The 12,716-nt window shown below is 44.9% G+C and carries 11 protein-coding genes; 6 read left to right on the top strand and 5 right to left on the bottom strand.

The features are described 5' to 3' along the window. Positions 1-39 precede the first annotated feature (39 nt). A complete protein-coding gene (locus AB4209_RS14890; RefSeq protein ID WP_372056347.1) occupies positions 40-1,467 on the top strand; it encodes a PLP-dependent aminotransferase family protein in 1,428 nt (475 codons plus the stop codon). A 113-nt stretch (positions 1,468-1,580) separates the two neighbouring features. Here AB4209_RS14890 and AB4209_RS14885 read toward each other — a convergent pair whose 3' ends face one another. From AB4209_RS14885 to AB4209_RS14875, 3 genes are all read right to left on the bottom strand, one after another. After that, a complete protein-coding gene (locus AB4209_RS14885) occupies positions 1,581-2,129 on the bottom strand; it encodes a carboxymuconolactone decarboxylase family protein (RefSeq protein WP_017069794.1) in 549 nt (182 codons plus the stop codon). A 236-nt stretch (positions 2,130-2,365) separates the two neighbouring features. After that, a complete protein-coding gene (locus AB4209_RS14880; protein ID WP_372056345.1) occupies positions 2,366-2,935 on the bottom strand; it encodes a GNAT family N-acetyltransferase in 570 nt (189 codons plus the stop codon). Then, positions 2,936-4,171, bottom strand: a complete 1,236-nt coding sequence (locus AB4209_RS14875; RefSeq protein ID WP_372056343.1) for a MerR family transcriptional regulator — start codon at positions 4,169-4,171, stop codon at positions 2,936-2,938. Positions 4,172-4,661: 490 nt separating this feature from the next. Here AB4209_RS14875 and AB4209_RS14870 point away from each other — a divergent pair, with 490 nt between their 5' ends. Then, a complete protein-coding gene (locus AB4209_RS14870) occupies positions 4,662-5,825 on the top strand; it encodes an amino acid permease (protein ID WP_017061663.1) in 1,164 nt (387 codons plus the stop codon). Positions 5,826-5,946: 121 nt separating this feature from the next. Here the strand turns inward: AB4209_RS14870 and AB4209_RS14865 are convergent, their stop codons facing one another. After that, a complete protein-coding gene (locus AB4209_RS14865; RefSeq protein ID WP_372056341.1) occupies positions 5,947-7,926 on the bottom strand; it encodes a methyl-accepting chemotaxis protein in 1,980 nt (659 codons plus the stop codon). 395 nt (positions 7,927-8,321) lie between these two features. Between AB4209_RS14865 and AB4209_RS14860 the strand changes: the two genes are divergently transcribed. Together AB4209_RS14860 and AB4209_RS14855 are read left to right on the top strand one after the other, a co-directional pair. Next, entirely contained in the window at positions 8,322-8,495 is a 174-nt protein-coding gene (locus tag AB4209_RS14860; protein WP_372056339.1) for a hypothetical protein, read from the top strand. Between the two features lie 139 nt (positions 8,496-8,634). Further along, a complete protein-coding gene (locus AB4209_RS14855; RefSeq protein ID WP_017064940.1) occupies positions 8,635-9,219 on the top strand; it encodes a TetR/AcrR family transcriptional regulator in 585 nt (194 codons plus the stop codon). A gap of 125 nt (positions 9,220-9,344) precedes the next feature. On the opposite strand, the gene AB4209_RS14850 is transcribed toward AB4209_RS14855, so the two are convergent. Beyond that, the gene (locus AB4209_RS14850; protein WP_372056337.1) at positions 9,345-11,210 is read right to left on the bottom strand and encodes a fructose-specific PTS transporter subunit EIIC; all 1,866 of its coding nucleotides are present in this window, start codon (positions 11,208-11,210) and stop codon (positions 9,345-9,347) included. A 328-nt stretch (positions 11,211-11,538) separates the two neighbouring features. On the opposite strand from AB4209_RS14850, the gene AB4209_RS14845 reads away from it, so the two are divergent. Next, complete coding sequence (locus tag AB4209_RS14845) at positions 11,539-11,841, top strand: PTS fructose transporter subunit IIB (protein ID WP_017069788.1); 303 nt, start codon at positions 11,539-11,541, stop codon at positions 11,839-11,841. Positions 11,842-11,848: 7 nt separating this feature from the next. Then, positions 11,849-12,622 carry a PTS sugar transporter subunit IIA gene (locus AB4209_RS14840; protein WP_017092229.1) on the top strand — a complete coding sequence of 258 codons (774 nt, stop codon included), beginning with the start codon at positions 11,849-11,851 and terminating at the stop codon, positions 12,620-12,622. Positions 12,623-12,716 lie beyond the last annotated feature (94 nt).

Here is a 12,716-nt window from a genome sequence, read left to right as displayed (position 1 = left end):
ATGGTTACAGATTGAGAGTGAGCAACGAGGGAGAAAAACGTGGAAGCAGAACTCAGCGGCAATAAATACCTTGCTACCGAACAACATATTAAGGCTCAGATCGATAAAGGACTCTTTCAACCAGACGATCGCCTTCCCTCAATTCGTCAATTAAGCGAGCAGCTTGGTGTGAGTAAAAATACCGTGATTCGCGCCTACCAAGAACTGGAAGCGACAGGCTGGGTTTATTCAGTACCTAAATCAGGCTATCGTGTGAAAGCGCCCAATACCACCAGCTGGGATGCACCAAGCCAACCTCAAAAAGTTGACCTCTTATCTGTCACTAAATCAGTTCTCTCTCGTCCCAAAGGTCGTTTAAAGCTTCTAGCTGGCTCTGCCCATCCCAACATCAATAACCCCGCAATACGAAGCTTGTACGCTGAGATCGGTCGCCACAGCCGATTGCAAACTCAGTTACCCGGTTACTACCAATTGCCTCCTGGTGACGAGCAATTAGTAAAACAATTGTTAAAGATCACCCACGATCTAGGCGTACCTGCGGGATCGAAAGAGATTGCGATTACGCATGGCGCACAACAGGCGATCAGTTTGGCTTTACGCGCGCTCACCAAACCGGGCGACATCGTGGCGGTAGAGTCACCGTGTTACTTCGGCAATTTGTTGTTGCTCGAGTCGCTAGGTTTAAAAGCCCTTGAAATACCAAGCAGTGTTAGCCACGGAATCGACATCCCTTCTCTACAAAGTGCACTGGATAAATGGGATGTAAAAACGCTAGTGCTAACACCAAACTTTACCAATCCAACGGGCTCACGGATGCCATTATCTAATCGAAAAACGTTGTTGGAGATAACCGGAACTTTGCCGATTATCGAGGATGATGTGTTCGGTAGCCTGGCGTTTGATGCACCTATTGCCAGCCTAAAAGAGCTTGATGACCAAGATCGAGTTATCTACGTGAATTCGCTCTCTAAAACCTTAGACTCACGCCTACGTATAGGTTGGTTGCTCTCGGGGCGTTACCAAGCTCAAGTCGAAAAATATCTCCTTTGTGACAACATGGGGAGCTCAAACCTGATGCAATCCGCAGTAGGTCAGTTTCTCACTACAGGCAAATACCGCAGTCATCTTTCTAAAATGAAACGACTCTATCAAACCAATCAAAAGCAGTTCCAAAGCCTATTAATCCATGCATTAGATAGCTACCCTCACCTTGTCGGGCGTTACCACCTATCAAAACCTGAAGGCTCATTTTTAAACTGGATAACACTACCGGAATCGGTCGACAGTTATTCCGTCTATCAAGATTGCTTAAAACATAAATTAGGTATTTTACCTGGTACTGTCTTTGGCACACACGACCAATACAAACACTGTTTGCGCTTCACGGTCGCCAATATTGAAGAGAGCAAAGAGTGGAAAGAAGGGGTTGTAACACTAGCGAAGATAATCGCTAGGCACGTACGTTAGATTACCTTTCTAATTCTCCATTCAGGCCAAACAACAAAGCCCCTCCAACTGAGTGGGGCTTTCATCATTATCATATCTTGAGTTGCTTAAATACGATGGTTAATTAAAAGCGATTACCCTTGCCAAGCGAACTGTTCAAAAACTTTGTCGACTGGCGTTTTAGCAACGTGGTTTACGTAATTACTGATCACTTTCTGAGACAGGCCAAGAATCACTTCTAGCACTTGTTGCTGACCGTAGCCCGCTTCGAAAAATGCTGCCATTTCACTTTCAGGCACATTGCCGCGGTTACGTACCATGCTCAGCGTAAAATCATGCAGGGCTTGCAGCTTTTCAGTGGGTAAATCTGTGCGATTACGCAGTGCTTCGGTGATTGCAGGATCGACCTTCATTGAATGTGCAATGCCAGTGTGTGCAGGAACGCAGTAGTGGCATTCGTGTTCAACGTTGATGGTTTGCCAAACAACCGTTAGCTCTTCAGCATCGAAAGATGAGTCACTAAACGCCTGATGAAGCTGAGTGTAAGCCTTAAGTGTGTTTGGAGATTCAGCTAACACACCAAACAAGCCCGGCACTCTGCCCATCTGCTTTTTAGCGCCCTCAAGAATAGGTTGGCTTTGCTCTGGCGCGGATTCTACTGAGTGAATTTTGAAGTTGCTCATTGCTCTATCCCTATCAATTTTCGGTTCTAAAGTTATTCAATCACGGAGCAATTAATGAATGTTCTCCGTTGGTGTGAAAACAATATAGATCAAACAAGAACGATCGTTCAAGTGTTATTTTGAACACTCGTTCAGACTGTACATTGAAGCCTGACGGATATCTTTTGTTCATAACGAGAAAGCCCAACAGGCAACACCTGATGGGCTTTCTCTTTTTCTCAATTTTTTGCAAGCGGCTACCAATATTCTGCGTGAGCCAAGCCTTTAACACAACTCGACTTGCCACTTGTTACTTTGATTTCACCACCAGTCAACGATTGAGCCAACCAACCGTGAGGGAAACTCAATTCAAAGGGCGCTGGGACCTGCTCAACGGTAATTTGCCCAAAGCCCACTTTTGAATAGTAGTCAGGATCACCGTACGTCACTGCAAGCTCAATACCCTGCTCTTTTAGAAACTGCAAACCGAAGTTAATCAGGCGCTGACCAATACCACGCTTTTGCATCTGAGTGCTCACCGCCACTGGCGAAAGCAAATATGCCTTGGTTTCATCATCAAATGAAAGCGGCGTAAAGATAATCGCACCCACAATCGTGCTATCCGCATCCGACTCACTAGAATCGTCTTCAGCGACAAAGCAAAGTAGCTCTGTCGGAGCTGTGGTCGTTAAAAGATCGTTGGCAAGCTCACCCAAAGTTTTACCTTCGTTCTCACCTTCTGAATCCGTAAAGGTTTGAGTGAAAACTTGAGTGATCGTTTCGATTTCATTTGAATTATATTGCCTAAATTTCATGGTGTTACTCATTTACTTTAATTTCTTGAGCACAAAGAACTGATAATCAAAATCACGTTGTTCAGAACCTTTCGAAGGCTCTTGACCCAAACCGTTCTTTGATGTGCTGCTATCGAAAAATTGTTTAACTTCATTGTCGCAATCGACGAGCGCTTTTGAGTTCGGCATCGTTGCTTTAAGCGCTTCTATTCGCTTTTGAAAGGGCTGGTAATACGCAAGCCAACCAGCATCGCTCAGTGCAAAGTGCTCCAAGACTTCATAACCCGCAGCTTGTGCCTGTTTAATTCGCTCGGATACCGTCGTCATGTCTGGATACTCTTTTTGCCAGAACGCTTTGCTCGATTCGTTAGGTTGTTCGGTATTCCACACCAAATCATTAACGACCAATATGCCGTCATCACTGAGTAAATTTCGCCACTGCTTTAGCGCCTTTTCAACACCCATGATGTAAGCGCTGCCTTCCGACCAAATTAGGTCAAACGACTTAGCTTCAAACGGCAGATCCATCATGCTCGCGCATACGGTTTTGACGTTGCTTTCTAAGCCAAGAACCTGTGCTTGCTGAGTCAGAACATCTAAACTCGGTTGATCATTATCTACCGCCGTTATTTGCACATCCACTTGATGTTCTACTAAGGCTTTCGCTAACACAGAGGTGGCAATACCTTTACCACAACCGATCTCAAGCACACGTTTAGGAGAAACCGAAACGTGTACCAACGCCGCTAAAGTATCTTCCGCTGTTCCTGGCCCTAAACGCTGTAAACCCTCAAAGATCACCTCAAAATCCGCCATGTACTGGTCATGATCGTTCATGTCTTTTGAAAGCCATTTCAGTCGCAGTGCTTGCTTCTCATCAAAGCCTTGCTTAATGAGCCAATCGAGATGCGCATCAGGCGCCACCTTGTCCATCGATTCATGCCAATCTTGCAAACCACTCTCGCCTAACAAGGCCGATAAAAGATCTCTCGAACGCTGTTTCTGAGCGATCTCTTCGTCCAATTGTTCGAGTCGGTTTTGTAACAAGGAGCGGTCAACCTTGGCATCCAAACACGCCTGACACTCTTTCAACGTCAGTCCACCCGCTTGTAACTGCTGCAACAATTTCACACGCTGCAAGTCGCGTTCGGAATAACTTCGATAACCATTATTGGTGCGTTGAGCTTCTATCAAACCCAACTTTCCATAGTACAAAAGCGTTGAACGGCTCAGGCCAACGAGCTCCGCTAATTCAGATATGCGATACATCCACTTCTCCCTCATTTCAGTAGTAAAGATAAACTATGAAGTTGTAGTCAGGTCAACAGAATTTTCGACACTTTTCTCGTTCTTTACCTATTTACCTTCAAATTGATAAAGCGATCTGAGCGTGTCTTTTACCCATAGAACGGTTAGTCATCGACATTGCCTGAACGGGATTCAGGAAAGGAGAAGTATTAAACTTGATGAATTGAAAACAATTAGCTCATAAACATACTTCTTTTTAACTGAATTTTGCCAATTTCTAAATCATTCAATAATGGACGAACGTTAACTAAACGATAAATAAACTCACCGAGTGAATACTTAAATCAACCACACATATACACCAGAAATTCCTGCTTAAATTTTTTAGAAAAATTCAAAATTTATTAGAAATTAACCCCTAACTTTACTGAGTATTTTGTTAGTCTTGGAAACAATTATTTACAATCCAAACAAAATTTAATTGGATCGCTTGAGGTTGTTTTTCTTGAATATGAAATTATTCGGCAGTTCTTTGATTCTGTCAGGAACTGCATTAGGGGCTGGCATGCTCGCTATTCCCATGGTGTTGGCCCAATTTGGCTTCATGATCAGCTCAGTGCTGATGCTACTTATCTTTATCGGCACCACATACTCTGCACTCCTCCTGGCAGAAGCATGCACTAAAACTAAAGACAACAGTGGCATGAGCAGTGTTGCTTACCTCACTCTGGGCAGCAAAGGTAAACACTTTATCAATGCACTCTTTTACCTGTTGCTAGTATGCATGTTGATCGCTTATATCTTGGGTGTCGGTGACATCATTCATAAGCTACTGCTCGACGTTGGTGTCGATGTATCAGCATCCGTTGCGTATACCATTTTCAGCCTATTGATGGGTGCTATCGTCGTCTCGGGCAAGTCTTATATCGACAAACTGAATCGCGGGCTATTCATCTTGATGGTCGTGATGCTGTTTATCGTTATCGCGTCATTATTTAGCAACATTCGCCTTGATTACCTAACTCAAACCAGCCAATACACGGCCAACGACGTGGTGCAATACAGCGCAGTTATCTTTACTAGCTTTGCCTCTATGGTGGTGATCCCGTCACTGGTTATCTACAACCGTGAAGCAACTCAAAAGCAGATCCGCAATATGATTCTGCTAGGCTCAGTGATTCCATTAATTTGCTACCTGACTTGGTTATTCGCGATTATCGGCAACCTCGGCACAGACGCGATCAGCCAGTTCCACAATATCTCTGAGTTGATCTCTGCGTTCAGCGGCCAATCTGCTTGGTTGAAAGTGGTGATCGCTCTGTTCTCTGCTCTAGCCTTGGTGACTTCTTTCCTCGGCGTGTCGATGGCGCTTTACGACCAAAACAAAGATGCGGTGACCAACAACAAAGCGTTGGCTTATGCGCTAACCTTCATCTTACCTTTAGTATTAGCTGAGCTGTTCGCTAGCCAGTTTGTAAGCATGCTGGACTATGCAGGTATGGTGCTGGTGTTCCTCGCTATCTGGGGCCCACTCGCAATGGTAGTTAAGGTTCGCAGACCTGACTTCCCTCACCTACAAACCGAAGGCAGCTACACAGCAGCCGGTGGTGACACGGCATTAATGGCGACATTTGGTTTTGGTGCGTTGATTTTCGTGTCTTGGTTTATGGGGTAGATCCCCATTGAATGGACTATCTGTTGCCATTTAGAAGACAGCAGATACAAATAGCCCGTTAGTCCTGCTATTAAAAGTAGAGACTAACGGGCATTTTACTTCTTATTGGAGTGCTTGCTAGTTAGCTCTTAAACGTACTCGCAATATCTTTCAATGAAGCTGCTAACTGAGCTTGTTCTTTGGCTGTTGCAGCTATTTGCGTTGCACCTGTCGTAGATTCTGTCGACTTCTGCTCTACTGCCATGACGTTTTGAGCAATATCTTGAGTCACTACCGCTTGCTCTTCGGTAGCGGTTGCGATCTGCTCAGTCATGCTAAAGATCTCGCTCACCGATGCTGAGATACCTTGTAAGGTGTGTTCCACCTCTTTTGAATCCTCAACCGCTTTAGACGACATCTTCTGACTGTTATCAATCACATTAAACGCGGTTTGCACATCAGACTGTAACGAGCTGATGAAACCTTCAATTTCAGCTGTCGACTGCTGAGTACGCTGTGCTAACGTGCGAACTTCATCAGCCACTACCGCAAATCCACGACCTTGCTCACCCGCTCTTGCCGCTTCAATTGCCGCGTTCAATGCTAACAAGTTAGTCTGTTCAGCGACGGACTTAATCACATCAATCACACTGTTGATGTTATTACTGCTCTCGTGTAAGTGCGTGATCTTTTCCGCTAGATCATTAATTTCAGATGCCAGTTTTTCGATAGAGTGGTAAGAGTTTTGAACCGTACTCAAACCTTCTTGAGACTGCTCATCGACCAGTTTAGCGGAACTTGCTGTCTGCTGAGTTTTAGCCGCCACCTCATTTACCGTTGCTGATAACTCTTCTGTCGCCGTCGCAACCAAGCCAATTTGGTCTTGTTGTTGCACTAGCGTGTTCGAATTGTAGTGACAGGTTTGTGAGGTTTCTTCAGCGGCTGAAGCTAAGGTCAGACTCGACTGAGACAGGTTGTCGATAACGTTTGAAAACTTCTCTAGCGTTTCGTTGAGTGCCGAAGAGATCTGTCCAAGCTCGCTGTTGCCAACGAACTTAGCGCGAACTGTTAAGTCGTTGTCATTACGAACCTTAGACAACATCACTGTAAGATCTTTTACTCTCATCGTCAGGTCGCTGATCGCCTTATAGCTCACGAAGGTCGCGAACAAGGTTATCAAAGCAAACAGACCAATACTCATCATCATCGCAGACTGCGCCTCTGACATTTTTTTCTCTGTCAGTGCGATAAGCGACTCTGCTAGGTGGTTTTCTGTTTTCTTTAGCTGAACAATACGAGCGGTAGATTGCGAGAACCAGTACACAGGATCAACATCAAAACCGCTCATCTTAGATTCAGCCAAACCACGAAGCTTTTCTACTTCTGCCACCGAACGATCATTCAATTGCTGTTCAAAGAAACGAACGTTAGCTGGGTTACTCAATACCTCAAAGTTTGAGAAATAGGTATTTTGCTCAGTCACCAAAGAGATGAATTTAACCAACATGCCTGGGCCAAATTCATTTTTAGAGAAGGTATTATTTAGGACAGCACGCTCGATACCCGCTCGCTCTTTACCTTGTAAAAAGTTGTAGTAAGCGATGGTTTCAGTGGTGATGGCAGCATCAGAGCTAAGCTCAGCAATTAACGCCGATACGCTCAGCAGCTTTGCATTAAGTTGGGTGTAATAACCCAAAGCCTCAGACAGCGGAATCGATTGAGAATCGACCCGATTACGAATAGAAGTGATTTGATTTAGGCTTTGGCTGATCTCTGTATTCAAACGGTTGATCTGTGGCAGGTTGATATTGGCAGACTGCCAATAATCGTTTCTTTCATTACGTCGGTTGTCGGCGTTGGTTCTCTGCGCGGCTAATTCACTGACAAACTTGGTTCCTTGAGAGCCAATAAAGCCAGCTGTCATGCCTCGCTCTTTTTGTAACTCATGTACTAACTCACTGTACACAACCGAAAGGCGTGTCAGTTGATTCAATGAGGACATTTCAGTCTTTGTTTCTACGCCTTTGAATATCGCAGAAACACTGAGCCAGAGAAACCCTAAGATCGGTAAAATAAGCAAAGCGATGATTTTTTGCTTAAAAGACATATCGGTTAATTTCATTTTTATTTCCTAGCAGCTGACGAATCTTTATCTATCGTGTAATTAGACACACTTCTAAAACGGTGTACCTTTACCGAGATCATAATAATATTTAGTTTAATCAATTACCGTGCCATATCGGACGACAATCGATAACGCTAGCATTTAACCTTACAGAATTCATTGACTTATTTATAAAACTGTTAGCTATGCAACTTTAGAAAACACAAAAAACGTGCAACAACATTTTATTGACGTAAGCGACTGAAAAATGGCAGTTTTTATTAACCCTAAAGAGGTACGTACGCACGCTTTTTCTGCTCAGTTGTCGCGATATATTCAGCGCCAACTATGTATAATGCCGGGCTCAAAAAGTTACGAATTCAACTAAAATAGAAGCATAATTAGAGGTTTTTATGGACTGTCCCACTTGCGAAGAACACATTGGATGGGAATGGGTAGAAGAAGCGGCTATTGAACCCAATGAGGAATTCGATTGTCCAGAGTGCGAAGCAACATTGATGTACACCATCGATGAAGGCACCTACTACGGCGCTCAGCACAAGACCGTAGAAGTTATTGATGATTAAGATTATTTCCTGATGATCTGGATGTTTGATTAACTCTTTGATGTTCTAAGCCTGCGCAAAGCAGCTAAACACACCTTTACTAGAACGGGCGTTCAGCATAAAATATTGAACATATGTTCAGATTAATGAAGTAGATGTTATGGCTAAGACCGCTAAGTTCGATAGACAAGACGTAGTAGATAAAGCAACGAACCTGTATTGGGAAAAGGGCTTTCATGCGACTTCTATGCGCAACCTGCAAGACGTGATTGATATGCGTCCGGGCAGCATCTACGCGACGTTCGGCAGCAAAGAAGGTTTGTTTAAAGAGACGCTTGCTCGCTATACCGAACTTGGCATCCTGAATCTGAACCGCTTCCGCAGTGAAACAGACTCTCCAATCAAAGCGCTCGAAAGCTTCGTCAAACGTGCTGTGGTCGAATCAAAACAAAGTTCGCCAAATGGCATGTGTATGCTGGCAAAAACGGTAGCAGAACTGACTGATGAACACGCCGAATTATTAGAAGAAGCAAAGAAATCACTCAAAATCATGGAAGGTGAGTTCGCTAAGCTGATCGCAGAATCACAAGAATTGGGTGAGATAAGCAAAGAGCGTGAACCGACTCAGCTTGCTCGTCATGTTCAGGTTCAAATCGCAGGCCTGCGTACCTACGCCAAAACCTGTGACGATATCGATTTACTCAACTCTATGGTTGAAGACGTATTTAAGTACCACCCTTTTTAGCGTTTGACCTGACTGATTGGGCACAATACAAAAAGACTCCACTTTCGCCTTAACAGGTCTGAGCGGAGTCTTTTTAGTTTTGATCTAGTTAACTTTATAGATGATAAACTTTGCGGTTTAAAGAGTTACACCTTTCTCATGATCAACGCCTGAGCATTAAGCATTGCTTCCTTAGTACTGACATCCAAGGTTTTCACGTTCGCAAAGCGTTCAACTTCTTTAATCGCCACATCGTGAGCAAAGATCACCAACCTCGCCCTTTCAATGTCTTTCTGGGTAATGCGATTACCTATTCCGTTGGCACCTTGGGTTTCGACTTTAATCCGAACCCCAAGATGATGCGCCGCCTTTTCTAAAGACTTCGCCGCTAAGAAAGTGTGGGCAACACCAGATGGACAAGAAGTGATCGCCAATACATCTGCTTGCCCTTCTTCCGTTACCGAACCACAGGTCAACTGATTAGAATTCACTTCACCTTCGACCACGTTCTTCTTCAGAAGAATCACGATCAGGGCTGTCGTTAGAGCCCCCGCTAGTGTGCCAACGATATAGCCAATCTTGCCATCAACCACTGGCAACACTATCCATCCACCCCATGGTGCATGGTTCACTACATGGAACATAAAGCCAACCACGTTACCGACAATGCCACCAGCAACAACCGCAGGCAGAACGCGCGCAGGATCGGCGGCAGCAAAAGGAATCGCGCCTTCACTGATGCCAATCATACCCATGATACCCGCCGCTTTACCTGCTTCACGTTCGTCTCTTTTGAATTTCTTTGGCGATAAGAAAGTCGCCAATGCCATACCTAGCGGTGGCGTACAAATCGCTATCCCGACACCGCCCATCAACCATGGTTGAGTATTCACCTGAGTTTGGGCAAACAGCGTTGCTACTTTATTGATCGGGCCGCCCATATCAAAGGCCGTCATTGCACCTAAAATACTGCCCAATACCATTTTTCCGGAGCCTGCCATGCCCGTGAGCATTTGGTTCATCTCAAGCATTACTTGAGCTATCGGAGAGCCAATCACCCACATCACCGCACCACAGGTCACGAAGGTGCCGACTAATGGATAGATGAAGATAGAGCTCAGCGAGATCATGCTGTCTGGCAGTTTGATCTTCTTAAGTAGATTCACCACAAAACCAGCGAAGAAACCGACCACAATTGCACCGAGAAAGCCGGTATTGTATTGATTCACCGCAACCCAAGAACCAATCATACCGGGCGCTAAACCCGGTTTGTCGGCCATTGAATACGCGATGTAACCACCGAGCACCGCTGTAAACAGGGTTAACCCCGCGATGCCCATCTGTGCGATATCTGCTAACACACCGCTTTCAGGTACTGCACCATGACCCGACATCATCACCGACAAAGACAAAAGCACACCACCTGCAACCACGAAAGGAATCATGTGTGAGGTGCCGTATAATAAGTGTTCTTTGAGGCGATTAAGAGATTGTGCCCAAGGGCTTAGTGGTTCGACATACACTTCATGATGGCTAGATGCGTAGCTATCGAACGATTCTGAATTGGCTTCAAGAAACAGCTCTTGAGCTTCCTCGACAGACTCCACCGCCTTTAATTTTGTAACAAAGCCATCTTCGATAAGTCTGGTCGAAATCTGAGCCAGTACCTCGATATGGTGGTCGTCGTTGTTGTCTGGTGAAGCGAGCATAAAGAACACATCCGACAGCTCGCCGCCGTCTGCGCCATAATCGATACCAGAGCGGCTGATACCCACAGCAACGGCAGGCTTTGCAACGGCAGTACTTTTCGCATGTGGAATGGCGATACCATCGTCAAAGCCAGTATTTCCGATAGCTTCACGCTTCCAGATGTCATCAAGGAATTCACGTTTATTGGAGAGCTTACCGGCACGGTCGAGCAGTTCAACAAGCTCTTCAAATACCGCCGATTTTGAGTCTGCTTGTAAATCTAAGCAGATGATCTCGGGCTCGATAATGTTGGTGATATCCATATGCTGCTCTGCCTCGCCTGATTTCAGACTGAAGTAATTACGTAAGTGATAAGGTTAATAAGATGAAAAGATTAACGGTGTGAAGGCACTCAATATATAGGACGAAAGGTGCATTAACTGGATTATTGTAACCAAGAACTCAGAGTGTGACTTTCACCTTGGAATAAAAAACGCCAATCCATAAAATCCACAGAACCCATAACAATATCGTCCCTCCGCCATGCGAGCTTTCTATACTGGATTTTCCATGCAAGATAGCTTTTCCAAGGTAGCTTCTGAAAGGTAGCTTTTGTAACGTAACAGGGACGAGATTAAGCCGAGAATAATAATGAGAATTGTAGCGGTAACTGCGTGCCCTACAGGCATTGCGCACACCTATATGGCAGCTGATGCTCTAAATAAAACAGCCCCTAAGTTCAACGTTTCAATCAAGGTTGAGACGCAAGGCGCTATGGGTATTGAAAACTTACTGACAGCCCAAGATATTACCCTCGCAGACAAGGTGTTGATCGTCTCTGATATCGACATTGAACAGCCAAGCCGCTTCGACCCAGCTAAAACCTTATTCATTCCCATGGAAGAGGTGTTGTTGAGTGTCGATAAAGTCTTTATTAAGCATTGTCGAACCTAAACCTTTCATGAACGAATATCAGATCACCTTCTTCGTTGACGATCCTGCCGCAAACTCACATGTCGCGCAGCCGCTGACTCGCTTAGCGAAGAAGTTCAAAAGCAACATCCGCATTATCAACATCACTCAAAATCGAACCGCTGATCTCTCCAAATCCGTTGCGATGCTGCAAGTAGGTTTACTTCGTGGTGATTTGTGTCAGATAACCGCGGTTGGGATTGATGCGGAGCTGGCCTGTTTCGTTCTCAAAGATGTAATTGCTGAGCATTACGACATGGTTGGCTCACAAGTGAACCATGAATTCTCTAAAGATTTAATCCAGCGAATGCCACAAATATGCCCGCCTTGTGACATCAAATGGCACCACGCTAAGGCGCAAACCCAACTGACCAAATTTGAGTGCTTAAAAGGGCTCGCTCACCTTGTTTATCCAGAAGATCCAGATGAACTGATTCTAGCATTTATTAAGCGAGAAGAACGCTCTTCAACCTGCGTGTCACCGGGTATTGCACTGCCGCATGTGATGTTTGAATCGACTCAAGATCTCTCGATTGCGGTTATCGTCAGTGACGACCCGATTGACTGGGCATCACGTATCGGCGAAGTGCATGTAGCCATTGCTCTTGTTTTGCCAACCAAGCCACAGCGTGAGCACATTGTCGCGGCGACCAACCTAACTCGAAACCTGCTTCACGATCAGGTCAATGAGCGTCTGCAAAAGACTCGAAGCAGTGTCGACCTACAAGCTCTTCTGATGTATATCTCTTCACGTCTTATCTAATTCATCTCTTCTGGTCAAACTCAAAGCATCCATTAATCCCCTGTTGTGACACCTATCCAATCGTTATAAGCTCATTTTCTCATACAATAAAAAA

Source organism: Vibrio sp. 10N.286.48.C11 (assembly GCF_041469805.1).
In the GTDB taxonomy this organism is placed as follows: domain Bacteria; phylum Pseudomonadota; class Gammaproteobacteria; order Enterobacterales; family Vibrionaceae; genus Vibrio; species Vibrio crassostreae_C.
This window is presented reverse-complemented; position numbering and strand designations above follow the sequence as displayed.